General features: G+C 45.1%; 22 protein-coding genes. 17 read left to right on the top strand and 5 right to left on the bottom strand.

The genetic code is table 11. The features are described 5' to 3' along the window. Nucleotides 1-9 precede the first annotated feature (9 nt). The 4 genes from AAFJ72_RS19600 to AAFJ72_RS19585 all read left to right on the top strand — a co-directional run bounded on the left by AAFJ72_RS19600 (nucleotide 10) and on the right by AAFJ72_RS19585 (nucleotide 5,415). The gene (locus AAFJ72_RS19600) at nucleotides 10-1,878 is read left to right on the top strand and encodes a motility associated factor glycosyltransferase family protein (RefSeq protein ID WP_432775382.1); all 1,869 of its coding nucleotides are present in this window, start codon (nucleotides 10-12) and stop codon (nucleotides 1,876-1,878) included. A 690-nt stretch (nucleotides 1,879-2,568) separates the two neighbouring features. Beyond that, on the top strand, nucleotides 2,569-3,603 hold the full coding sequence (locus tag AAFJ72_RS19595; RefSeq protein WP_432775381.1) for an N-acetylneuraminate synthase family protein: 1,035 nt from the start codon (nucleotides 2,569-2,571) through the stop codon (nucleotides 3,601-3,603). Continuing rightward, nucleotides 3,596-4,729 (top strand): UDP-N-acetylglucosamine 2-epimerase, encoded by a 1,134-nt coding sequence (neuC, locus tag AAFJ72_RS19590; RefSeq protein ID WP_432775380.1) that lies wholly within the window; start codon nucleotides 3,596-3,598, stop codon nucleotides 4,727-4,729. Before AAFJ72_RS19595 ends, neuC begins: the two co-directional genes overlap by 8 nt. Next, on the top strand, nucleotides 4,681-5,415 hold the full coding sequence (locus AAFJ72_RS19585; protein ID WP_432775379.1) for a cytidylyltransferase domain-containing protein: 735 nt from the start codon (nucleotides 4,681-4,683) through the stop codon (nucleotides 5,413-5,415). Before neuC ends, AAFJ72_RS19585 begins: the two co-directional genes overlap by 49 nt. A 300-nt stretch (nucleotides 5,416-5,715) precedes the next feature. Here the strand turns inward: AAFJ72_RS19585 and AAFJ72_RS19580 are convergent, their stop codons facing one another. From AAFJ72_RS19580 to AAFJ72_RS19570, 3 genes are all read right to left on the bottom strand, one after another. Further along, complete coding sequence (locus AAFJ72_RS19580) at nucleotides 5,716-6,411, bottom strand: class I SAM-dependent methyltransferase (RefSeq protein WP_432775378.1); 696 nt, start codon at nucleotides 6,409-6,411, stop codon at nucleotides 5,716-5,718. A gap of 14 nt (nucleotides 6,412-6,425) precedes the next feature. Next, nucleotides 6,426-8,297: a Rieske 2Fe-2S domain-containing protein gene (locus tag AAFJ72_RS19575; protein WP_432775377.1), complete on the bottom strand. Its 1,872-nt coding sequence runs from the start codon at nucleotides 8,295-8,297 to the stop codon at nucleotides 6,426-6,428. A gap of 258 nt (nucleotides 8,298-8,555) precedes the next feature. Beyond that, nucleotides 8,556-9,209, bottom strand: a complete 654-nt coding sequence (locus tag AAFJ72_RS19570; RefSeq protein WP_432775375.1) for a transposase — start codon at nucleotides 9,207-9,209, stop codon at nucleotides 8,556-8,558. Nucleotides 9,210-9,916: 707 nt separating this feature from the next. On the opposite strand from AAFJ72_RS19570, the gene flaG reads away from it, so the two are divergent. From flaG to AAFJ72_RS19550, 4 genes are read left to right on the top strand one after another with little or no spacing between them, the layout of a single operon-like run. Next, the gene (flaG, locus tag AAFJ72_RS19565) at nucleotides 9,917-10,252 is read left to right on the top strand and encodes a flagellar protein FlaG (RefSeq protein WP_432775374.1); all 336 of its coding nucleotides are present in this window, start codon (nucleotides 9,917-9,919) and stop codon (nucleotides 10,250-10,252) included. An 11-nt stretch (nucleotides 10,253-10,263) separates the two neighbouring features. Further along, entirely contained in the window at nucleotides 10,264-11,745 is a 1,482-nt protein-coding gene (fliD, locus tag AAFJ72_RS19560) for a flagellar filament capping protein FliD (RefSeq protein WP_432775372.1), read from the top strand. Nucleotides 11,746-11,764: 19 nt separating this feature from the next. Next, a complete protein-coding gene (gene fliS / locus AAFJ72_RS19555; protein ID WP_432775370.1) occupies nucleotides 11,765-12,142 on the top strand; it encodes a flagellar export chaperone FliS in 378 nt (125 codons plus the stop codon). 10 nt (nucleotides 12,143-12,152) lie between these two features. Next, nucleotides 12,153-12,512, top strand: a complete 360-nt coding sequence (locus AAFJ72_RS19550) for a flagellar protein FliT (protein ID WP_432775368.1) — start codon at nucleotides 12,153-12,155, stop codon at nucleotides 12,510-12,512. Nucleotides 12,513-12,551: 39 nt separating this feature from the next. Here AAFJ72_RS19550 and AAFJ72_RS19545 read toward each other — a convergent pair whose 3' ends face one another. Next, nucleotides 12,552-12,728, bottom strand: coding sequence for a putative motility protein (locus tag AAFJ72_RS19545; RefSeq protein ID WP_432775367.1), 177 nt, complete (start codon nucleotides 12,726-12,728; stop codon nucleotides 12,552-12,554). Between the two features lie 152 nt (nucleotides 12,729-12,880). Between AAFJ72_RS19545 and AAFJ72_RS19540 the strand changes: the two genes are divergently transcribed. The 5 genes from AAFJ72_RS19540 to AAFJ72_RS19520 all read left to right on the top strand — a co-directional run bounded on the left by AAFJ72_RS19540 (nucleotide 12,881) and on the right by AAFJ72_RS19520 (nucleotide 16,635). Further along, nucleotides 12,881-13,690: a motility protein A gene (locus tag AAFJ72_RS19540; protein ID WP_122906211.1), complete on the top strand. Its 810-nt coding sequence runs from the start codon at nucleotides 12,881-12,883 to the stop codon at nucleotides 13,688-13,690. Beyond that, the gene (locus AAFJ72_RS19535; protein WP_432775365.1) at nucleotides 13,683-14,486 is read left to right on the top strand and encodes an OmpA family protein; all 804 of its coding nucleotides are present in this window, start codon (nucleotides 13,683-13,685) and stop codon (nucleotides 14,484-14,486) included. The genes AAFJ72_RS19540 and AAFJ72_RS19535 overlap by 8 nt, the downstream gene beginning before the upstream one ends. A 292-nt stretch (nucleotides 14,487-14,778) precedes the next feature. After that, nucleotides 14,779-15,594 carry a basic amino acid ABC transporter substrate-binding protein gene (locus AAFJ72_RS19530; protein ID WP_432775364.1) on the top strand — a complete coding sequence of 272 codons (816 nt, stop codon included), beginning with the start codon at nucleotides 14,779-14,781 and terminating at the stop codon, nucleotides 15,592-15,594. A gap of 78 nt (nucleotides 15,595-15,672) precedes the next feature. After that, entirely contained in the window at nucleotides 15,673-16,347 is a 675-nt protein-coding gene (locus AAFJ72_RS19525) for an amino acid ABC transporter permease (protein WP_122906208.1), read from the top strand. 90 nt (nucleotides 16,348-16,437) lie between these two features. Then, on the top strand, nucleotides 16,438-16,635 hold the full coding sequence (locus tag AAFJ72_RS19520; RefSeq protein ID WP_122906207.1) for a cold shock domain-containing protein: 198 nt from the start codon (nucleotides 16,438-16,440) through the stop codon (nucleotides 16,633-16,635). A 58-nt stretch (nucleotides 16,636-16,693) separates the two neighbouring features. Here AAFJ72_RS19520 and AAFJ72_RS19515 read toward each other — a convergent pair whose 3' ends face one another. Then, nucleotides 16,694-17,746, bottom strand: coding sequence for an HD-GYP domain-containing protein (locus AAFJ72_RS19515; protein WP_432775362.1), 1,053 nt, complete (start codon nucleotides 17,744-17,746; stop codon nucleotides 16,694-16,696). 207 nt (nucleotides 17,747-17,953) lie between these two features. Here AAFJ72_RS19515 and hpf point away from each other — a divergent pair, with 207 nt between their 5' ends. The 4 genes from hpf (at nucleotide 17,954) to prfB (ending at nucleotide 23,263) form a co-directional block, all read left to right on the top strand. Continuing rightward, nucleotides 17,954-18,508 carry a ribosome hibernation-promoting factor, HPF/YfiA family gene (gene hpf, locus AAFJ72_RS19510; protein ID WP_122906205.1) on the top strand — a complete coding sequence of 185 codons (555 nt, stop codon included), beginning with the start codon at nucleotides 17,954-17,956 and terminating at the stop codon, nucleotides 18,506-18,508. Nucleotides 18,509-18,703: 195 nt separating this feature from the next. Further along, nucleotides 18,704-21,223: a preprotein translocase subunit SecA gene (gene secA, locus AAFJ72_RS19505; protein ID WP_432775361.1), complete on the top strand. Its 2,520-nt coding sequence runs from the start codon at nucleotides 18,704-18,706 to the stop codon at nucleotides 21,221-21,223. Nucleotides 21,224-21,566: 343 nt separating this feature from the next. Beyond that, nucleotides 21,567-22,025, top strand: coding sequence for a hypothetical protein (locus tag AAFJ72_RS19500; RefSeq protein WP_432775360.1), 459 nt, complete (start codon nucleotides 21,567-21,569; stop codon nucleotides 22,023-22,025). Between the two features lie 124 nt (nucleotides 22,026-22,149). Then, nucleotides 22,150-23,263, top strand: a protein-coding gene (gene prfB, locus AAFJ72_RS19495) for a peptide chain release factor 2 (protein WP_432775359.1) whose coding sequence is annotated in 2 segments (ribosomal slippage) — nucleotides 22,150-22,230 and nucleotides 22,232-23,263 — 1,113 coding nt in all. Because the reading frame shifts where the segments join, the coding sequence is not laid out codon by codon here. Nucleotides 23,264-23,480 lie beyond the last annotated feature (217 nt).

The raw sequence follows: 23,480 nt of genomic DNA, 5'->3' as shown, positions 1-23,480 counted from the left end.
TAACTTGTGATGCTAATTGAAAATGTTCAAGTACTCAAGAAGTTCTATCCTGACATCCTAGATGTAATGAAACATGGTGACGAAAGTGAAAGCCAGGATACTCGGATTGAGGAAGCCAAGAATCAGCTATGGACGATGGCTGTTTTAAAAGATACGGGGTGGAACTATCTTCATAGTAAATATAATCCTATTCAGGAAGCAGAGCGGTTTGTGCAGTCAATGGAGGATGTAGGGGAACGGCATGTCCTGTTTTATGGAGTAGGTCTTGGATACCACATCGATTTGTTCCGAGAGAAGTACCCGGATGCTACCTTTTCTGTCTATGAACCAAACCTGGCTACCTTTTATCATTTCTTAGAGAAAAAAGATTTGAATGAATGGTCCCCGAAAAGAATTTTGAAAAAGATTATGGTGGAGAGAGAACCAGCAGATTGCAAGAAAAATCTGAGCGATTTTACGAATCTCTTGCGGGAAGAAATTTATTTAGCGATTTTCCCGAGCTACCAACGTATCTTTGAAGAGGAAACCAAGCGCTTTTTTGCTACGTTTAAAGAGGTTGTCTACGAAGCGAGACAATTGATGCAAACCAATAGGTTATTCGCCAAGCGAACGGCAATCAATGGGTTCAAAAATATACCTCATATTATAGATACTCCAAGTATTTTAGAGGGGAATCAGGGAGCGTTTCATGGAAAGCCGGCTATACTCGTAGCCGCTGGCCCATCTTTAAATGATGAAATAGCCCGGCTCCGTCAGATTAAGAAAAATGGATCGGCTTATATTTTTTCAGTAGGTTCTGCACTTAACTCATTGCTTAGCAATGGTATTATGCCAGACGCGACTTTTTCATATGATGGCAGTGTGATGAACAAAAAAGTATTTGCAAAGGTATTGCGAGAGGGAATCAGTCAAATTCCGCTTGTGTTCGGTAGTACAATCGGCTTTGAAACCTTGCAAGAGTACCCAGGGAAAATGGTTAACTTTTTTGTGAAGAGCGATTATGTTATGAGGCTATTCCTGAAAAGATCAGATCAAGAAGGATCAGATTATATCGATAGCTTCATGAGTATCGCTACATTAACGCTTCAGTTACTTGCTAAACTGGGTTTTTCACCCATTATTCTGGTGGGGCAAAACTTTGCTTTTCGAGCAGAAGAGTTTTATGCAGCAGGGATTGAGTATATCAATCCAATCGCAGGAGAGAAGAGAAAGGCAAATGCCGTAGAGGTTAAGGATGTTTATGGTGGGACAGTCCAAAGTAGTCGGTTGCATACGAATATGCGTAAGGAAATGGAGGGGGTAATTGAATCTTTCAAGAATATGGACATCATCAACTCAACAAAAGGTGGTGCTCATATTGAAGGAACCGTTTTTTTGCCACTGGAAAGAGTAATGGAAGAGCGATTGCATCAATCAAATATAGTTGAAAGTGACTGGTTGGATAAACACGCAAAGTTGATTCGGTACGATTACGATCATCTCAAGCGCTTTTCAAGGGAAATGCTCCAATCTAGCACTGAGCTCGCAAAGTTGCTGAATAGATTTCAGGATCTTATCGAAGAAATGAAGCAATTGGTTCGTACAAAAAATCGCAAGCAGTTGGAAATTCAGTTTCAAAAGTTTGATAAACTGTTTGACAAGTTGCAGAAAAATAAATTTAATCTGTACTTGATTCAAACAATCAATAATGTCTCCTTCAAGCTGATTATGAAAATGCTGGATGAAGTACGTTTGCTCCCTGATCCAGTGAGAAAGGCTGACCGCGTAAGCAAGGAATTTGGAAATTATCTTGAAATTTGTAGCGAAGATACAGCCCTACTGACAGCGTTGTTAGAAGAAATGTGTATGAAGGTACTGGGGCAAGAAATTTTGTCATAATGGAGATTTAATACACTGAATCTCAGTGGAAAGAAAATACTGGTACCAAGCGCGGATGGCTCAGTAAGGTCACGATTTAAAATTTTTTGTGTAAATGGATAAACTCTCCGTTAAGGTTTTGATGATTTATGTAGTACTGAAGGTACCGAAACGAATGCAGCCCACATTGTAAAATGGTCTGCTCTTCTTGAATTATTTACAAACAGCACCCGAATACAAATAGCTTGATCGAACGCTCTTGTGAACCCTCATAGCCAAGTGAATTGCAAGAGTTAGAAACTGATTGGGGAGAAGGATTACGAAATTGTGGTCCTCGGTGATCTCGTAAAAAATTAAACTGAACTTATCGGACAGAATGGTAATATCTTATAAATAAATACAGCTAAATTATTCGATCAAGACTATCTTGAGAATTTTCGGCCTCTTAGAGGCGACCTGCTATGTCCTCTTCTTTCAATAACCCAAAACTCAATTCAAATGAATAAATAAGTTGTTAATTGCTATGATTGATATCATTCAGTTTTACATGGTGATTAAAGATACTTTGATTTGAGCAGGACCCATTCCTCCGAAAAGCACAAAGAGTCGGTGATATTATTGTATGCTTGATCTCCTTTTCATTCGAGAAGAGGTAAATGATGTGATAAAAAGTAGATTTTGAAGATAAGTGTTAAGAAATGGGTGGAACATATGAGTGAAATCGTAATTGGTAATAGAAAGATTGGTGTTAATCATCCTCCTTTGGTTATTGCAGAGATCGGGATCAACCACGAGGGGAGTATTGAAAAGGCATTTCAAATGATTGATGATGCCGCAAAGGCTGGATGTGAATGTGTTAAGTTCCAAACACACGTTATAGAGGATGAAATGATCCCTAATAATGTAGTACCTGGTAACGCTTCTGAGTCTATTTGGGATATAATGAAACGTTGCGCACTGACCAAAGAAGAAGAGAAAATTTTAAAAGAGTATGTAGAATCAAAAGGAATGATATTTTTAAGCACTCCATTTTCTCGCGCTGCTGCGATACAGTTGGAGGAGTTGGGGGTTTTAGCGTTTAAAATAGGTTCAGGTGAATGCAATAACCATCCTTTAGTGGAACACATTGCTCGATATGGGAAACCAATTATTTTGAGTACTGGGATGAATAGTATTGAGAGCATTAGAAAATCGGTTGATATTATCCGTAAATACAATACGCCGTTCGCATTAATGCATTGTACCAGTATTTATCCTACACCTTATGATAAGGTTCGGTTAGGTGCAATTGAGGACTTGGCTGAGGCATTTCCAGGTACTGTCTTGGGACTGTCCGATCATTCAATTTCAAACTATCCGTGTTTCGGAGCTGTAGCTTTAGGGGCAAGAATACTAGAGCGACATTTTACCTCAGATAAAACATGGCCGGGACCCGATATTCCAATTTCTATGGATCCTACTGAACTTAAAGAATTGATAGAGGGAAGTCAGGCAGTCTTTCAAGCGCTAGGGGGACGCAAGACAGTCCTTGCTGAGGAACAACCAACTATTGACTTCGCATTTGCTTGCGTTGTTGCCATTCAAGATATAAAAGCTGGAGAAAAATTAACCATGGAAAATATCTGGGTAAAGAGGCCCGGTAATGGTGAGATTAAAGCAGAAAGTTTTCATGAAATTTTAGGCAAACGAGCGATTTCGGATATTAAAAAGGATGAGCAGATTAGGTGGAGATACTTGGATGCATAAAAAAGTGTTATTCCTTACTGGTACTCGAGCGGATTTTGGTAAGTTAAAGCCGCTAATGCGAGTCATAGATGATTCTCATCTCTTCGAATGTTCTATTTTTGTTACAGGAATGCACACTCTTTCGCGATACGGATATACAGTAGAGGAAGTTATTAAATCAGGATTCAAAAAAATCCATACTTATATGAACCAAATCCATGGAGAGCCCATGGATTTGGTTTTAGCAAATACGATCGGTGGTCTCTCTCGTTATGTACAAGAGGAGCGTCCCGATTTAATTGTAGTTCATGGAGATCGGATAGAGGCGTTAGCAGGGGCAATTGTTGGCTCTTTAAATAATATTTTAGTAGCACATATTGAAGGTGGTGAACGTTCAGGAACAATTGATGAATCAATTCGCCATTCTGTATCTAAACTTGCTCATATACACTTTGTAGCAAATAGCGAAGCTGCGGATAGATTAAGACAACTAGGTGAGGATCCCAATCACATTTTCATCATTGGTTCACCAGATATCGATATCATGTTATCTGAAAATTTACCATCACTCACAGAAGTTCAGCAACGGTATGGAATTCATTTCAGGGAATTTGGTATTGTCTTATACCATCCCGTTACTACTGAAATAGAATATGTGAGAAAACATGCCCATGACTTAGTAACTGCTTTAATCGACAGCGGTCAAAACTATGTTGTCATCTATCCCAATAATGACTTGGGCAGTCATGAGATCCTAGCTGAATATAAGGTGTTAGAGACTAATAATAAATTTAGGGTTTTTCCTTCATTACGATTTGAGTATTTCTTGACTCTTTTAAAGAATGCTTCGTTTATTATCGGAAATTCCAGTACGGGAATCCATGAGGCACCGGTCTACGGCGTGCCAACGATTAACATTGGTACCCGACAGCAAAATAGATTCTTTCATAAATCTATTACTCATATTGCAGATGATTATGACAGTATTCTTAATGCCATCGATTACGTGTCGAAGTCGGCGAAAAGAGAACCGTGCTTTAGCTTTGGCCGTGGAAATAGCACAGCGCTGTTTAAAGAGGTGTTAGAGGGAGGGGCGATATGGGGGACTTCAAGACAAAAACAATTTCAGGACATCATTCTAAAATAGACGACAATTTAGAGATTGTCGCCATCATTCCAGCGCGAGGGGGCTCAAAAGGTGTACCACGAAAAAATATTCGTTTGCTGGCTGGAAACCCATTGATTACTTATACAATAAATGCTGCTTTGAAATCTCCCTTAATTAGCCGTTGTATTGTTAGTACGGAAGACGAAGAAATTAAAAAAGTTAGTTTAGCAGCAGGGGCGGAGGTTATTGACCGTCCATACGAGTTTGCAACGGATTTAGCCTCATCCGAGGATGTTGTCCGGCATGTGCTTGAACAATTAATGATAGAAGGTAATTTGCCCAACTACTTTATGCTTCTTCAACCAACATCACCCATGCGTACTGAAAAGCATGTAACAGAATGTATTAATATGAGCTTAAATAGAAACTCAAGTTGTACAATAAGTGTCACCGAAATGGAACATCACCCTTTTAAATGCTTTTATGCCAAGGAAGGAACCCTTATTCCATTTCTGAACAAAGAATCTCTCAGTAAACCTAGACAGCAATTGGCGAGGATATTACGGCAGAATGGTGCTATGTATTTTTTGGATTGTAACCAGTTTCTCGATAAGAAATCATTCTTTGTCGAACCAGTGCTTCCATACTTTATGGATCAATCAGATAGTATCGATATTGATTCGGAGCAAGATTTTTTATTTTGTGAATTCTTGATGACAAGGTGAATTTTAGGTAATGGCGCGCTTTTACTACATCGGTTCATAACTTGGCACATTGATAGGATAAACGTGCTCTTCAGACTTATTTAGATCAGATTTTTTGCTTCGCTAGACCTTTCTCGAATCAATTACGGCACCTGAAAATCCCCCACTTTCCACAGAAAGTGGGGGATTTTACATAAACAAAGACACGAGACAAAGAGGAATGAGCATCACATAAATTGTTGATTCATCTGGAAGAGAACGTTTGTGACTGGTGGTTGGGATGCATCCCAAAACACCCACTTTTAGAGTGGGTCATCGTAATTAAATTTTCTTTAATACTAAATGATATCTTGAAAAAAAGTCACCTGATAAAATGTTTTCTTTGCGAATTAAATTTGCTTCTACAATTTCAAAGTGATCTCCGATTAACTCAAGTATCTTTTTATAGTTGAAGTATGATTGTACAGTTCCTTTTTCGTGTTGGGTCTGGACGATTTCCTCACTCGCATACTCTCGTGAATGTTTTGAATCATCACCGGAAATAAGGTCGCAGTAAAACAAAGCGCCCTTTTGCAATACCCGAGCTGTTTCTGCTATAGCTGTTTTGGCAATTTCAAAATGCATGCTATCAAAAACCCCGTGGCTTATCGCATAATGAAAGTTTTCTGTATCCCAAGGCAAAGCACGTATATCACCTTGGATGATTCGTTGATCTGCGTTAGGAAAGTCAAGATTCGCAGCCCATTCATGGGCAGTTGAAATCGCAACTGTCGATAGATCTATTCCATAAGCATCAAGTTCCATTTGATGACAGAAAAATATATGTCTTCCGATCCCACAACCAACATCAAGAATTTTTGGTTTTGTGCTGTGGCCATGGACAGGAGTAAACGAATTCAACCCTATACGCTTAGTAATATATTTGGATACAAACCGAATTACTTCCTCGTGTGGGTGAAAAACAAAGTTGTCCCGATTAATATATGATTGGTTCCATTCGATTAGCCTATTGCTCATGATAGTCCTCCTGATTAAGAAAATTCTACATAACCTTGTTTTTCAGTACAGAACGCTTTATTTAATTCTTTTATTAAACGATTCAGGTCAGTCTCACTGACGCCATGACTTTTAGCGCCCATAAGTATAGAATCAAAGGTAGAATGTTGACAGCCTAAGCAATACAAACCGTATCTCCGAAGAATTTGATCCGCCTCAGTACCAAATTGTTCAAGTAAATCAGCTATAATAGTATCTTTGTTAATATTGATACCTGCATTTTTGTTAGGAAGTTCAATTGCTTTACGGAAATAAGGGGCTTGAAGAAGACGCCAAAAACCAGCATGATACACATCTGGATAACGACTAAATTTGCACCAATAACCAATATGAGCTTCATCCCAGGATAAATTGTTACGAATAATGCTTTGTAAGATTATACCGGGGATCTCAATCAATAAGTTATGAGAATTATTTTCTCCTTCCAATATATGCAGCTTCCCGTTTGTAATTTCAAAGTTAACTTCAAATAATAGTTGCTGACCTTCAGTCACTCTGAGTCCTACCTGTACATCCTCACAATAAGAAATTTCGCTTGTAGTATTCAAAAGTAAGAAGTATCTCCTAACTTCATCTTCAGTAAGCGAAGTTAAAGGTATATGCTCTTTACTCCCATAATGCTCGTCATATCTTTTTTTTAGGTATTGTGAAATTATTTGAGGGTCATATAATTCTGACTGATTATAGTTCGAGCGGTCGATGGTGTTGTTTCTGACATTCCACCTTTCACCAGGAAGTATATCAATTACGCTTATTTCTTTCTTATCAAAAAAACTAACAACATCGGCGAGTGTATTCTTCTTTAATTGCTCAACATATTCTTGGTGCGAGGGCTGCCACAAATGAAAGTGAGAAGCAAATGGGATCAGGTACTTCCCACCGTACAGCGACAAAGCCTCCTGCAACATTTTTAATGCTCCCAATTTGGCATTTTCTAAAATATCTGCCTTTTGCGCTTTACTTATATGGGTCCAAGTCAGTGGATAGCCGGAAGCACCAGGAGAAAAGCTAGAGGCGATTGCATCAACTGGGCCAATATAAGTTGCTAGACGTGGATTCAGACCAGCATCATTAATGTTAAGGATTCGAAAATCATCAATTTCTATTAAAACTATGGCATCATTCCATAAGCTTGCAGTTTCAAAGCAGGTGATCTTCATTCTATTCGAAATTTGAATAGTTTCTCCAAAGCGCATTGCGAAAAGCTTTGAAAAACCGAGCTCTTTTAATTGGGTGGTGATACGCTTATTCGGAAAATCAGGATAATAGATTGGGGTTCTTCTATCAAAACATTGTAATGTAGGTTCATGTAAATGATCAGAGTGCTCATGTGAAATAAAAATGGCTGATGGAGAAAGGGCACGTGCACTAACAACAGGAGCAGGATATTGAATCCAAGCACCTAAAAATGCAGGGCCTTCCAACCATGGATCTGTAAGAAGCGAGAAATTGTCATGAGCAATCTCAAGGCAAGCATGGGAGTGCAAGGCAACTGTAAGATCCCTTGCTGGCAAAGCCTTATGTTTTGCATGCTCAATTTCTTTGTTTACTGGAATAACTGAATAAAGTATGTCGTCTTCAATTGTAACCGGGAAGGAAGTCAATTGTTGGTTCGATACGTTTATTGACTCTCCAGTTGTTTTTGAGAATCTCCATCGGTGAATCGGGCACTCCAGACAGTTCTCACGTATGTTGACTTTCCCGCCAGCATGAGGACAAGTAGAAGATAAAAGGTAGTACTTATCACCAGTACGAGTTAAAAAAAATGAGCGATTTTCAATTGAGATTTCTGTTGGGAAAAATTCAAAACTGTTTCTTGGGCCAATTTTCACCCGCTTAAAATGCATTTACTTCTCTTCCTTTCCTGTACCTAATACAACTATCGGATAAAATTATGGTACAGTAAATAGACAAACTTAAAAAGTAAATCATTTCTATATAATTGACAATGTTACTAGCGTTACATTACTGTAATCAAAAAAATAAAAGTAGCTGGAGCATTTGTAAAAAATCCTGTTACGCGACTCTTATTGCTGTTAGCCTTTGGCTTCATTTGGAATTTATATACAGTTCAGCCGAGCGCTACACGGCAGTTTCTTTACCGTTTATGTATCAGGCTTTCTTCGTTTCGACGTTAATAGCTCCCACCAAATTTGGCTATCCTCCCAGAGCAGCACACGTAACCACCGATAGATTTGAAACAAGCTCTCTTGGTAAGCGGAGAAGATTTTTGCCAACAGAAGTAAGCAAAAGGCAATCAGGGCAATGAAAACTTGGTTCAAAGCCGCTTCTTGGCTTTTCCCGTAAAAGGAAGTGATTTTCACGTGCTGCTTCAACCATTTATAGAAGATTTCAATGGTCCAGCGACTCCGATCCATCTTGCTGATCTCTTGTGCAGATAACTCCAATCGATTCGTAATCAGCAGGAGAGAGTTTCCCTGTGAATCGGTTGTCTCAATGAGGCGGAGGACATGTTTCATTCGATTTTGCTGTGTCCCCATTTGTACATAACAATCTCTTTTGCGTTCGCAGAACGCGTCAAACTTGGCGTAGTCCACAAATCCCCGATCGAACACATACGTCGTACCAGGTTTGTCTACGAGCGTATCAAGTTGAGTCCGGTCATGAGCACGTGCTGGAGTCAGCTGTACGGTTTCCGGATAGACGTCTTCCGAAGAAGCAAATGCTAACCGAAAGTGAAGTTTTACCCCGGCCTTTGTCTCACGAAAGGTCGCCCATTTATAAGTATTTAGGCACAAAGGGATCGTGGTCGCATTACGATGCGAAAATCACGTTTCATAGCTGGGGGAAGGGAGCATAGTCGAATCCGTTGAACTAAGTCCATAAAAACACGCTGCAACCATTCGGAATGGGGCCTGTTGATGCTTGCGTGAAAGTTGAGAAGGACTGATCGAATAAAAACCGAGCTCTCGTTGAAATTTTCCTCCTAACGCGTCATCTGCAATCGCCCGTAATCCTTCTCGCTGCTGAAGTTGGGCATGCAGAAACAACAGGGGATAGGTGGAAGTCGTCAGCTTTTGGACATACTTGTCGTGGTACTGGAGGCCAGATCTTCCAAAAAACTTTTCGAAAAAATGGGGGAAACCCATTTACCAAATGACGAAAGTAAGGTATTTTTGTCCATGTTGGGATCCTTTCAGTGGATTTGGACAAAAACTACCTGGCCATTCCATTGTAAAGGATTTTTTGTGCCCTAATATATAAATGCCCAAAATTTTGCTTATTTTGATAACATTAATACAACACTAGTAATGTATTTTATTACGCATGTTAGCAGTAATCGAAGCGAATTTTCTTACGATGGAACTATGTCTATCTTATGATGCGGTAAATACGATGTGAATTGAACAGTACCTATGAGTAGAAAGTATTAAAGAGAAGGTAAAGCTTTGGCGTGAAAAAACCGATAACTACAATAAGAAATGATTCTTGAGGAGGATCGAGAATGGATGTCGGTTCAATTCACAACTATGGCAAAGTAAAACCGTACACTGAGCTAAACCAAAGTCAAAACCGACCAGTGGTCAATCAAGCACCAGTTCAAACACAAGTAGAATCGAAGCGAGAAATCGAACAAGAGTTGGCGGGTATTAACCAATGGCTGAAAACTACCAGTTCACATGTGAAATTCACACTCCACGAAGAGATGAACGAGTATTATGTACAAATTATTAACGATCAGACGAATGAAGTTATTCGGGAAATACCCTCAAAGAAAATGATGGACATTGCTGCCAAAATGCACGAAATGATCGGCCTGCTTGTTGACGAGAAAAGATAGGGAGGGAAATTATGGGTATCCGTATTAGTGGTATGGCATCTGGACTGGACACTGAGAAAATTATTAAAGATTTAATGAAAACACATCGCGAGCCAGTCAATCGATTGCAGCGAAGTAAATATTCTATTGAATGGAAACGCGACGCTTATCGTGAAATGAACTCGCTTTTGGCTGACTTGCAAAACACATTGAAGACTCTTAGGATGTCAAGTACTTTTAGCAAGAAAACAGCTACATCCGATAATGACAGTGTAGCTTCTGCAAAAATAGTGGGGAATCCTTCCTTGTCTTCTTATACTGTTGAAGTAGAGCAACTTGCGAAACCAAGCGTACCAGCGAGAGCTGAATTTTTGACAAATGTTACGGATTCCAAGGCAGCGATTGGTGGATCAGATTTTACCATGACCATCAAGAAGGATACAAATGGAGACGGGACTTTGGAAGAGGTGGCCCTAAACTTCGCAAGTACCGATTCTATCGATAGTATTGTAAGCAAAATCAACAGCTCCAAATCAGGAGTAAAAGCGAGCTTTTTTGATGGCAAGCTGGTTTTGACATCCGAAGACGGCAAAGATTTTGACGTAGCCAGCACGGCTAACAGCTTGAATTTGGATGCGAACATGACTTACTCGTCACAAACGCCAGGTATTCCTGCAAAATTCAAGATTAACGGCGTAGAATATACTTCTGCAACCAATACATTTAAATATGACGGAATTGATTTTACGCTGAAACAGATAAATACGGGCTCTCCGATTACAGTTAGTACAAAAGTCGATGAAGATGCAATTTTTAATACAGTAAAAGATTTTGTAGACAAGTATAATGCTATTATTGAGACAATCAATAAGAAAATATCGGAGCCTAAATATAAAGGCTACCAGCCGTTACTGGACGATGAAAAAGAAGCGCTGCCGGAAAAAACCGCAGAAAAATTGGAAAATATGGCAAAAAGCGGCATTCTTTTGCGGGATCCAATTTTGACAAATGGTTTGTATGATCTTAGAGCCGCTTTAAGTGCATCGGTAAAAGTAGCTGCAGATCAAACATTGTCTCTTTCTCAAATAGGGATTACGGGTCCTCCAAACGGTAAAGCTGCTTATCAGGAGAATGGTAAGCTTTATATTGACGAGACAAAACTGCGTGACGCCATTCGAAATAATGGGGAAGACGTCCTGAAACTGTTCACAAACTATAGCAGTGCAAGTAACGCTTCGGATAAATACAAAGAAAGCGGTGTAGCTGAACGGCTGTATAACGAGCTAAAAACGGTTATGGACAAAGTAACCAAAGAGGCGGGATCAGTTAGCAACGGTTATGATGACAGCAGCTTAGGGAAAAAACTTAAACAAACATCTGACGAGATAGACCGTTGGGAAGACCGTCTGAAAGTAATAGAAAACCGCTACTGGAAGCAATTCACTGCCATGGAACAAGCAATGTCCAAAGCTCAGTCCCAAGGCTCATGGTTTGCTCAAATGTTAGGGCAATAATGATTAGGAAGTGATGCAGATGTTACAAAATGCTGCTCAGACATACCAATCTAATCAGGTAACGACAGCTACTCCTGCAGAATTAACCCTGATGCTTTACAATGGTGCACTTAAATTCATTAAACAAGTTAAGATAGCGCTAGAAGAGAAAGACATCATAAAAGCAAACGAAGGCTCATTGAAAATACAGGACATCCTATATGAGCTCATGTCTACCTTAAACAGCGACTATGAAATATCTAAGGAATTTGCTAGGCTTTACGAGTATATGCTTCAGCGTACAATTGAAGCAAATATACGCAAAGATGTAGAGATACTTCTTGAAGTCGAAGATCTCTTTATTCAATTCCGGGATACTTGGAAAGAGGCCATGCTGCTGGCTAAAAGACAAGGTTAAGGAGCTCAAAATGGAAAAGACGGTAGAAGGTCTTTTAGATGGTCTGTTAAAGGTAACACAACGTTTGGAAGAAGTAGTGAGTGTGAAGGGATCGGAACCAGAAGAGTGGTTATCTTTGTTGGATGAGCGAGAAAATCTGATTTTACAAATACAAAAACACGAGTTGGCAAGCGAATCCCTATCGTTTTCGCAAAAGCAACAATTAGAGCAAGTATACGAAATCAACCAGCGCCTTATCCCGAAGATGGATGTCCGAAAACAAGCCGTACAAAAACAGCTAAACAACCTCCAGCGCACAAAACTCGCTATGAATTCTTACAATGAAGCAGGTCCGAACGGTTACGGGGCTTTTTTCGATCGAAAAAAATAAAAAAACGGCCGGAGAACCGGCCGTTTTCTTTTCCAAATTTTACACGCGAACATCGATGGCTTTCCCCAAGATTGGATGACTTGCCTGAGCCACTTGCATTTTTTTCTGGGTTTCAGCAAAGCCCTCCAGCAGCATAGAAGCTTGGGCTTGCACAGTCTCTTGCACTTGCTTGGTTAAACTGATGCTAACTGCTTGCTGCAGTTGGATAGCATTCACAGTTGGTCACCTCTTTTCGAAAATTTCCTTACGTTTTGATTATCGACATTTTTAATCATTGCTTTCAGATTGATCGTTTGTCTGTCTATTTGACCATTCTCCATCTGCTATAATTGAAAAACAACTGTTTGTAAGCTAGGAAGGTGACACCATTGTCCACAAAACGCCGCTCACTCGCCTTGATCGGAGCCGTCCTGCTCATTTTCATACACGCGGTTTACCTGAATGGAAACCTCGCCGACCTCTTGAACGTGACCGCCATCGAGCTAGTCGCGCTTGCTGTAGTGGTTTCCTACGCGATCAAGCGCAAGCACCTCGACCTGAAAAAAATCATCCGTCTGCTGATTCACGGGCGGGAAAGCAACGTCGAGGAGACGATCAAGCGCTTCTACTACTACGCGCTCGTCCAGAAAGAACAGGGATATATCGCACTTGAGCGCGAGCTGCAGCAGGAGCGCGACTCGTTCGTGCAGCGCGGCAGCTTGCTGGCGATCGAGGGTGTGCCTGAGGAAGAACTGCGAATGATCCTGGAGAACGAGCTGAAAGGCGAGCAGTATCGTTACCAGCAGGCAGCAGGCTTCTTTCGGCTCATCAGCTTGCTGGCGCCGGGGATGGGGCTGGTCGGGACGCTGCTCGGGATGACAGGGGTGCTCAAATCGCTGGAAGACATGGCACTCACAGGGCATAGCCTGAGTGCAGCCGTTGTCGCCACGCTCTACGGTGCGCTCCTTGCCAACTTGTTCGCGCTGCCGTGCTACTACCGGATGATGGATTTGTACGACCGGGAAATGTTTGAAAAACGGCTGTACATCGAGGGCTGTGTCGGTTTGCAGCGGATGGAGACGCCGCGTTTGTTGTTTGAAAAGCTCAACTCGTTTTTGCCGGGCGATCAGAAGCTGGTGCTCATCAAAGAGCCTGGCAGCATGAAGGGCAAGATTGAAAGGCAGGATCGCTATGCTTGACGATCGGTTGTACGATGAGAAAGAGCTCGAGAAAAGCTGGCTAATCAGCTACAGCGACTTGATTACGCTGCTGTTCGTCATCGTGATTATTATCGCGGCGACGCAAATGACGAAGATTCAGACCCAGCGCGAAGCGGCCAAAAAGGAGCAGGCCGAGCAGCAAGCCAACCTGAAGCAGGTGCATGAGAGCCTCGATCTGCTGAATCTGCAAAAGCTGGAGCTGGAGCGCGAGATTCACCAGTTGGAGGGGCAAAAAAAGCTGCTCGCAGGCGAAGGGGAAAAGAACGGCGCAGAGGAGCAGGAGCAAGCGGGTTTGCCGAAACCGCCTGTCGGCATGCCGGACACAGGCGAGCGCGACATGGAGACGTTGCACACCCAGCTCTCGTCTGCTTTGGCCGAGCTGAACCTGGACTACGAGGAGACCGAAGAAGGCTTGCGCATCCGGCTTCCGGAGAAAATCTTGTTCGCCAGTGGCTCTGCTGATTTAGAGGAGCAGGGGAAAGAGGTTGTAGGCACAGTAGCACGTGTCTTGCAGCGCTACGCGTACAAAGTGAGGATTGAGGGCTACACAGACGACGTGCCGATCTCACATAGCCCATACAAGTCCAACTGGGAGCTGTCCTCTGCCCGCGCTATTGCGGTGATGCGGGAAATGGTTGATGCATATTCTTTGCCGGCTTCCCGTTTTACCGTGGCAGGATGGGGAGAATACAGGCCACTCGTGGACAATTCGAACGAGGAGAACCGGGCGCGCAACCGTCGGGTAGAAGTTATTATTTTGGCGGAAAAAGAATAATTCATATTTTTCTGATAAACAGGCAGGATTTTTATATGCAGGATAGAAGTATATCCGGTATATACGAATCCTGCCTTTTTGCTGCTAGTTCCAGTTCTACGTCAAAGCTCATCTCCGTAACCATAGTACAAGAGCCGCAGAACGCGCAGGAAAAAAGTTATACCCAGCTTGTGCACAAAATCATGTGAATATTGTGGATAACTTTGTGGAGAACGCAATAAACACGTGATTTCCATGTGGACAGTGCTGGGGAAAAGTAAAGCATACAGAGAGAAAACAAGGGGGATTTTTAATGCGTATCGGGAAAAAGTGGTTCAAATCTCTAGTGCTGGTCGTAGGCGTGGGGCTTCTGGTCTCGGCCTGTGGATCGGGTGGCCAGCAAAGCTCGGGAACTGGCGCGAGCGGCTCAGGCTCCAGCTCCGGCGCGGATGAAAAAGTGTACGTAGTGGGAACAGATGCAGCGTATCCGCCGTTCCAAATGCTGGAGGCGGACAAAATCAGCGGCCATGACATTGATGTGATGAATGCAATCGCAGAAGCGGGCGGATTCAAGATCGAGTGGAAAAACACAGGCTGGGACCCGCTGTTTGACGGGCTGGACAAAGGTACAGTGGACATCGGGATTTCGTCGATCACGATCACGGACAAGCGGAAGGAAAAATACGACTTCTCGGAACCGTACTTTGAAGCCAATCAGCTCATTCTCGTAGCAGAAGACTCTCCAGTGACCAAGCTGGCCGATCTGAAAGGCATGAAGATCGGGGTACAGGCGGCAACCACAGGGGAAGAAGTGGTGAAAAAGGCGTTTGGCGACACGTATCAAGGCTTGATGGGCTATGACGACATGCCTTCGTCCGTGGACGATTTCTTCAACGGCCGTGTCGATGCTGTTGTTGGCGATAATGGCGTACTGCAATATTACGTGAAAAAAATCAAGGACAAGAAGTTCAAGCTGATTAAAGACGACTCGTTTGAAAAAGAATACTACGGCATCATGGTGAAAAAAGGCAACACAGACGCGTTGAACAAAGTCAACGAAGGCCTGAAGAAAATCAAGGAAAACGGCAAGCTCCAGGAAATTTACAACCAGTACTTTGGCACCAACTAGTCAATAGCCGGGTGCGTCGCGGGACGTACCCGGTGTTTATGACTCCAGTGCTGACATACAGGAAGGGAGGACTCGCCATTGGACTGGAGCGTCATCTATGAATATCGCGAGCTGTTTATCCGAGGCATTATCAATACCATTCTACTGACGGCGGTTGCTACCGTTTGCGGAACGTTTTTGGGACTGTTTATCAGTTTGGGAAAAATGTCGTCGAACCGTTTTTGGCGGTGGATATGCTCGATTTATGTAGAACTTTTTCGCGGGACACCGATGCTGGTGCAAATTTTGCTGATCCACTTCGCCGTCATTCCGTCCATCTGGGGACTGCTTTACCCTGGAGAGAGCAGTCCGGAAGCGATCTACTCCGGATTTGTGGCGCTGTCGCTTAACGCAGCTGCCTACATCGCCGAAATTTTCCGCGCAGGGATTCAATCGATCGATCCAGGTCAGATGGAAGCGGCACGCTCACTCGGGATGACGAAGGGGATGGCGATGCGGCTCATTATTTTGCCGCAGGCGTTTACCCGGATGTTGCCTGCCATCGGGAACGAATTTATTGCCCTTTTGAAAGATTCCTCCCTTTGCGCTGTCATTGCGACACCAGAGTTGAACTACGCCGCCATGAACGTGGCGAAGAGTACGTTTGAACGCTATCCGCCGTATATGACCGAGGCGGCCGTGTACCTGGTGCTCACGTTGTTCCTGTCACGGGTAGTTGTAAGAGGATTGGAGAAAAAATATTCAACAAGATAGAAGAATGCGGCTCCTGATTTTGGAGAGACTAGAAGTGTACACACAGGATTTTTATCCAAATTTTTACAACAGAAAGGGTTGTGCTGTTTCATGCAAGGCAAAGTAAAATGGTTTAATGCAGAAAAAGGTTTTGGCTTTATCGAGCGTGAAGATGGAGATGACGTATTCGTTCACTTTTCCGCGATCCAATCGGATGGTTTTCGGACATTGGAAGAAGGACAAGCTGTAGAGTTTGATATTGTGGAAGGCGACCGCGGCCCACAAGCAGCCAATGTCGTCAAACTGTAAATCATAACGATGACAGCAAATCCCCCTGGCCAGATCGGGCGCAGGGGGATTTTTACGTCTAGCTAATCATTCTGGTGATGGTAAGTGTGCGGTGCTCGCGCAAATCCAGAAATTCATCTCCTCGGCGAACGAGTGGACGCATCGGTTCATCGGTATGAACCATGATGATCTCGACATGGTCTCCGTTGCTGAGCAACGCCTGCGAACCGACGTAAAGCAAAATAATGTACTGGATAAAACGCGAGACGACCAAAGGGTTCAATTTACCTTGGCATGCGAGCTCCCACAATACATTGGCAGCGTGAAAAGGCGAAGTGCCGCGACGATAGACGCGGTCTGTACAAACGGCGTCGAATACGTCAGCTACGCTGATGATCTGGCACTCCAGAGGAATGTCTTCCTTTTGGCAGCCATGAGGATAGCCGCTGCCATCCAGGCGCTCGTGATGCATAAGGGCGCACCTGGCGATCCACTCGTCAGCGTCCTCCATCGACAGGATCAGCTCGTAGCCGTAGCTCGTGTGGCGTTTCATGATTTCGTACTCTTCATCGCTCAAACGTGAGGGTTTGGACAAAATCTCGTCGGGGATCATGATCTTCCCCACATCATGCAAGAGGCCGGCTTGTCCCAAGCGATAGATTTCGTCCGGGGGTCGTCCGACAATTTTACCGATCAGGGCTGCTACGATTCCGACATTGAGAGAATGGCGGTAGGTGTAATTTTCCGAGCCTTCCTTGATGTAGAGGAACCGGAGAAAGCCCACTCGCTGGAGCACTTGGTCCAGCAGAGGATAAAAGGTGCTGTAAAACTGATGCAAGGGAGGAACAGAACCTGTAGCGATCTGTTTGAAAAGGTGCTCGGTTTGTTTGACAGCTGCAATGTACTCGCGGGCTGCTTCTGCCTCGTTCCAATGCAGAATGGGCAGAGGCGGCCTAAGAGCTTCCGGCGCAGAAGTGACGTGCACAGCTTGAACCTGATGTGCCTCCAAAAGACGAATGTCACTCGGATGAAGAACTGCCCCTGCGGGCAATAGAAGCAGGCCGTACTCATTGTAGACATCTTTCGCGAGCGTAGTGCCAATAATGGAATGAGAAGGTTTCACCTCTGCCATGAGGATTCCTCCAGTGCGATGACGACCTTGATATAGGATTGAGTGACTACCATCATTATTATAGCATAGGGAAACTAGCGAGTATTGGTAAAATTCTGTCGCTTTTTGCCGGATTGTAATAAATTTACGAAGATTTTTTTAAGCCTGGAGCAGGATTATTTACAGAGGTGCCGAATACCTATATATAGACGGAAGGAGGTTGGAACCATGAAATTTCATATTCGTGGAGAAAACATTCAAGTCACCGAAGCATTAAAAGAGTATGTGGAAAAGAAAGTCGGCCGTCTCGAAAAATACTTCGATACTACGTCCGCAGATGTACAAGTTACCATGCATGTACGTCGCGGTGAAGGCACAATCGAGGTAACAATCCCACTTGGCGGGGTGATTATCCGGGCAGAAGAAACGCAAGAGGACATGTATGCCGCTATTGATCTGGTGGCAGAAAAGCTGGACCGTCAAGTTCGGAAGCATAGAACGAAATTGATGCGTAAGCTGCGAGTTGATTCCGCTGCAAAAGTCGGACAGCGCGACAGTCAACAAGTAGCTGTGATGATACATGATGTCGATGATGAAGATGTTGACATCGATATTGTCAGAACGAAGCGTTTTGACTTGAAACCGATGGATGCGCAGGAAGCGGTCATGCAGATGGATATGCTGGGACACAACTTCTTCGTTTTCCAAAACAGCGACACCAACGATGTCAGCGTGGTCTACCGCCGCAATGACGGACGTTATGGTTTGATTGAACCAAAATAACGAAACTTTACAATTCTTCACTCGTATAAGACTAGGGAGTTGCTTTTGGCAACTCCCTTTACTTGTGTATGTCAGCCTCTATTTGTTAAAATAGCTTTTTAGAAAGTATTATTTTCGTAGAATCGGCATCTTTTTTTCTGGCGCGCCAGGTGGTGCGATATTTTTTGTTTGGAAGCATATGGAAGGGGTGTCCTCATGTTAGGACTCGTTAAAAAGATATTTGGCGACAGCAATGAACGTGAAGTAAAAAAAATGTTCAAGCGCGTGGAAGCGATCAATGCGCTTGAACCAAGCATATCCCAGTTTTCCGACGAGCAGCTGCGGGAGAAAACTGCAGAGTTTAAGGCTCGTCTGGCGCAAGGCGAATCGCTGGACAAAATCCTGAACGAAGCGTTTGCTGTTGTGCGCGAGGCGTCGAAGCGTGTTTTGGGCATGCGCCACTTCGATGTTCAGCTCATTGGTGGTATGGTGCTGCAGGAAGGCCGCATTGCCGAAATGAAAACCGGTGAGGGGAAAACCTTGGTGGCTACCTTGGCGACCTACCTCAATGCCCTGCTTGGCAAAGGCGTTCACGTCGTAACGGTCAACGAATACCTGGCAGAGCGCGACTCGCAGATCATGGGGCAGTTGTACAACTTCCTTGGTCTGACAGTTGGTCTGAACAAAAACGGACTGAGCCCGGAAGAAAAGCGGGCCGCCTATGCCTGTGACATTACCTATGGTACAAACAACGAGTTCGGCTTTGACTATTTGCGCGACAACATGGTTCTCTACAAGGAACAGATGGTGCAGCGTCCGCTCTTTTTCGCCATCATTGACGAGGTGGACAGCATCCTGATCGACGAGGCGCGGACACCGCTCATTATTTCCGGATCGGCAAACAAGTCGACAGAGCTGTACTACATCTGCTCGCACTTTGTGAAGCGGCTGGAGCCGGAAAAAGACTTCACGATTGATGAAAAGCTGAAGATCGTCAATCTGACAGACGAAGGTGTGAGCAAGGTCGAGAAAGCCTTTAACATCGACAACCTGTACGACACGGCACACATCACCCTGAACCACCACATTACAGCGGCGCTGAAAGCCCAGGTGCTGTTCAAGCGTGACGTGGACTACGTGGTGCAGGATGGCGAGGTTGTCATCGTCGACGAGTTCACGGGCCGTCTGATGGTGGGACGCCGCTACAGCGACGGCTTGCACCAGGCGATTGAGGCCAAGGAAGGTCTGCGTGTACAAAGCGAGAGCATGACGCTCGCTACCATCACCCTGCAAAACTACTTCCGTATGTACGAAAAGCTTGCCGGTATGACCGGTACGGCGAAAACAGAGGAAGAAGAGTTCAAAAAGATTTACGGTCTCGATGTTGTTGTCATTCCGACGAACAAGCCGGTGATCCGTCAGGACATGCCGGATCTCGTTTTCAAAACCGAAGCGGCCAAGTATCGCGCGGTTGTGAACGACATCGTCGAACGTCATAAAAAAGGCCAGCCGATTCTCGTCGGTACGATCTCCATTGAAAACTCGGAGCGTCTGTCGCAGATGCTGAAGCAAAAAGGCGTTCCCCATAACGTATTGAATGCGAAGCATCACGCGCGGGAGGCAGAAATCGTCGCACGTGCAGGTCAGTACGGTGCGGTGACAATCGCAACGAACATGGCCGGTCGCGGTACGGACATCCAGTTGGGTGAAGGCGTGGCCGAATTGGGCGGTCTGCACATCATCGGTACCGAGCGTCACGAGAGCCGCCGGATCGACAACCAGCTGCGCGGTCGTGCCGGGCGTCAAGGGGACCCTGGTTCCTCGCAGTTCTTCCTGTCGATGCAGGATGAGTTGATGCGCCGCTTCGGGGCAGACAATATCATGAATATGATGGACCGCCTGGGCATGGAAGAAGACATGCCGATCGAGAGCCGTCTGGTTACGCGCGCGGTAGAATCTGCGCAAAAACGCGTCGAAGGCTCCAACTTCGATGCACGGAAAGGCGTACTCCAGTACGACGACGTGATGAACCAGCAGCGCCTCGTCGTCTACAAGCAGCGCAAGGAAATTCTGGAGCAGGAAAATCTCAGCGAAGTTGCGCTCAACATGATTTTCAGCGTACTGGAGCGTGCGGTCGAGCAGCATTGTCCAAAAGAAGAGGTACCGGAGGATTGGGATCTGCAAGCATTGGCCGATGCGGCGAACAACGGCTTCTTGCACGATGAAACCATTACCGTCTCCATGCTGAAAGGCAAGGAAGCGGAAGAAATCGTCGAGCTTTTGAAAGACGAAGTAGTCAAACAGTACAAGGAGCGGGAAGCGCAAATCGGCGAGATGATGCGCGAGTTCGAAAAAGTGGTCATTCTGCGCGCTGTCGACAGCAAATGGATGGATCACATCGACGCGATGGAGCAACTGCGCCAAGGGATTCACCTGCGTGCCTACGCGCAAAACGATCCGCTGCGTGAGTACCAGTTCGAAGGCTACGAGATGTATCAAGCTATGCTGGCTTCCGTACAGGAAGAAGTGGCCATGTACATCATGAAGGCCGAAGTGAGCCAAAACCTGGAGCGTCAGGATGTTATCCGTGGCCAGGGCATCGACCCGAATCAGCTGCAAACATCAGGTCCGTCCGATCGCCCAACCCCTGAGACGTCTGGCGATGCAGATCCGAAAAACCGCGCACAGCGCCGTGCCCAGGAGCAGGAGCGCCGTCGCCAAAACAAAAAGCAGTAAAGGCTTGCGCCTGACCATAGCAATAGCAAACAGAGCATTCCTCTTCACAGCGGCCAGTTCGCTTTCGGGAGGGATGCTTTTTCTTTTCCAATCGACAGGAGACGCTCTCTGTGCAGCGCAGTTGCGCCGTTTGTGTAGACTGGTAAAACCCGCCCAAGAGATTTTCTTACTGTTTCCTGATGCCTAGACAGTATTCGTCCCGATCTGTTCTTCCGTGTTTGTTATGATCGGTCTATTTGTCTAACACTGGTAAAAGTCATCGAACGATTCAGGTGGAAATGTTCGGAAAAATCCATAGAATCATAGGTACAACACTTTTTACCAAATACACGGGGACGGGGGAATGGCAATGAAAGCGACAGTCAACGTGATGGGCATACAAACCAAAAATGTGATGGAAAGAATCGGGAATACACTGAAAGCTGTGCTGAAAGTGGCAGCGGAGCATAAAAAAGTAAAATGGATCGTCAAAGGGGAACGAGGGGAGCAGCCAAAAGTATTTACGGCTGAAGATCCTGTTTTCTATGAAGAACGGCTGAAAACCGAGATACCGGAGCCGAACTGGACGCCAGGCGTACTGATCTCGCCAAAAGGCATGCTCGATCAGCCAGAGCAAAGTCGGGCGGCAGTAGCGTATGGAGGACGCAAGAAAGCGCGCAGGCAGCAAAACATCTGCAAAAAAGCGTCGCGGATTCGCCCATCGCATCTGTCTGTGGTGGTTGCGGCACCGCAGCCGGAATGCAAACAACCGCACGAAACCCGCGGCTTGCGCTCCTCGCCATCACCGCCAATGGCTACCTAGCAGGGCAGATGGCAGACAAGCGGCGATTCACGCTTTTTACGCACGGCAGGTTGGCAGGTTTGCGGATCTGGCGAATTACGTTACAATAAACGTAGCTTACGTAAAGAGAAGGTGACTCGCAAAAATGGCATTGATTGATATTGCGGACATCAAACAAGAGATGTCCAGTATGGCTAAACGTTTAGCGGATATCAGGGGGTCTCTTTGACCTCCCTGCAAAACAGGAGCGGATCGGCGAACTGGAAGAGCGCATGCTGGCTCCAGACTTCTGGGATGACAACGAAGCTGCGCAAAAGACAATCAGCGAGCTGAACGCCATCAAAAGCCTCGTCGAAACGATGGGCAAGCTGGACTCCCAATACGAAGACCTCCAGGTGATGCTGGAGCTGGTCATCGAAGAAGGCGACGCGTCGCTCATTCAGGACCTGTACGACAGCACCCAGGAGCTGAGAAAGTCGTTTGAACGCTTTGAGCTGGAACTGCTGCTGAGCGATCAGTACGACAAAAACAATGCGATTCTGGAACTGCATCCGGGAGCGGGCGGAACTGAATCGCAGGACTGGGCTTCCATGCTGTTGCGCATGTACACACGCTGGGCAGATGCCAAAGGCTTTAAAGTCGAAACCTTGGACTATTTGCCTGGGGATGAGGCAGGCGTGAAAAGCGTGACGCTCCTGATAAAAGGGTACAACGCCTACGGCTATCTCAAGTCGGAAAAAGGTGTGCACCGCCTCGTGCGCATTTCTCCATTCGACGCTTCCGGTCGCCGTCATACATCGTTTGTATCCTGCAACGTTCTCCCGGAAATCGAGGACGACAATGCCGTGGACATCCGCACGGAAGACCTCAAGATCGATACCTACCGTTCCAGCGGTGCGGGTGGTCAGCATATCAACACGACCGACTCCGCTGTCCGGATTACCCACTTGCCGACAGGCATTGTGGTGACATGCCAAACCGAGCGCTCGCAAATCAAAAACCGGGAGCGGGCCATGAAAATGCTGACGGCTCGGCTGTTCGAGAAAAAGCGGGAAGAACAGGAAAAAACATTGGCTGCCATCCAGGGCGAACAGAAGGATATCGCCTGGGGAAGCCAGATTCGTTCCTACGTTTTCCATCCGTACAGTCTGGTGAAGGATCACCGGACCAACATGGAGGTAGGAAACGTTCAGGCCGTGATGGACGGCGAAATCGACGCTTTTATCGACGCCTACCTGCGCGCGCAGATCAAGCGCTAGAACTGTATATACAGCCGCTCTTTGCTGCAAGGCTTATGCTTTTGGCAGCGTTCTGAGCGAAAAATCCCACCTGACGGCATGGCTTCCATGCCGTCTTTTGGTGATGCCTGATTGAATACTCCACACCGAAAGTGCGCTTTAAAGTAGCTGCCGGAAACGCTGTTGCGATGCCCCGATTGGCAAATATGTTATACTGCAATCAAATACGCAAAATAAA

The organism is Brevibacillus gelatini (assembly GCF_050920745.1).
GTDB lineage: Bacteria > Bacillota > Bacilli > Brevibacillales > Brevibacillaceae > Brevibacillus > Brevibacillus gelatini.
The sequence above is the reverse complement of the archived record's forward strand: the minus strand, read 5'-3'. Positions and strand labels throughout refer to the sequence as shown.

Coding starts and splice junctions, on each gene's coding strand:
- fliD (WP_432775372.1), top strand. CDS start 10,264: ATGGGTATCCGTATTAGTGGTATGGCATCTGGACTGGACACTGAGAAA.
- secA (WP_432775361.1), top strand. CDS start 18,704: ATGTTAGGACTCGTTAAAAAGATATTTGGCGACAGCAATGAACGTGAA.
- AAFJ72_RS19520 (WP_122906207.1), top strand. CDS start 16,438: ATGCAAGGCAAAGTAAAATGGTTTAATGCAGAAAAAGGTTTTGGCTTT.
- AAFJ72_RS19500 (WP_432775360.1), top strand. CDS start 21,567: ATGGCAATGAAAGCGACAGTCAACGTGATGGGCATACAAACCAAAAAT.
- AAFJ72_RS19575 (WP_432775377.1), bottom strand. CDS start 8,297: ATGCATTTTAAGCGGGTGAAAATTGGCCCAAGAAACAGTTTTGAATTT.
- fliS (WP_432775370.1), top strand. CDS start 11,765: ATGTTACAAAATGCTGCTCAGACATACCAATCTAATCAGGTAACGACA.
- hpf (WP_122906205.1), top strand. CDS start 17,954: ATGAAATTTCATATTCGTGGAGAAAACATTCAAGTCACCGAAGCATTA.
- flaG (WP_432775374.1), top strand. CDS start 9,917: ATGGATGTCGGTTCAATTCACAACTATGGCAAAGTAAAACCGTACACT.
- AAFJ72_RS19550 (WP_432775368.1), top strand. CDS start 12,153: ATGGAAAAGACGGTAGAAGGTCTTTTAGATGGTCTGTTAAAGGTAACA.
- AAFJ72_RS19515 (WP_432775362.1), bottom strand. CDS start 17,746: ATGGCAGAGGTGAAACCTTCTCATTCCATTATTGGCACTACGCTCGCG.
- neuC (WP_432775380.1), top strand. CDS start 3,596: ATGCATAAAAAAGTGTTATTCCTTACTGGTACTCGAGCGGATTTTGGT.
- AAFJ72_RS19580 (WP_432775378.1), bottom strand. CDS start 6,411: ATGAGCAATAGGCTAATCGAATGGAACCAATCATATATTAATCGGGAC.
- AAFJ72_RS19595 (WP_432775381.1), top strand. CDS start 2,569: ATGAGTGAAATCGTAATTGGTAATAGAAAGATTGGTGTTAATCATCCT.
- AAFJ72_RS19535 (WP_432775365.1), top strand. CDS start 13,683: ATGCTTGACGATCGGTTGTACGATGAGAAAGAGCTCGAGAAAAGCTGG.
- AAFJ72_RS19585 (WP_432775379.1), top strand. CDS start 4,681: ATGGGGGACTTCAAGACAAAAACAATTTCAGGACATCATTCTAAAATA.
- AAFJ72_RS19600 (WP_432775382.1), top strand. CDS start 10: ATGCTAATTGAAAATGTTCAAGTACTCAAGAAGTTCTATCCTGACATC.
- AAFJ72_RS19530 (WP_432775364.1), top strand. CDS start 14,779: ATGCGTATCGGGAAAAAGTGGTTCAAATCTCTAGTGCTGGTCGTAGGC.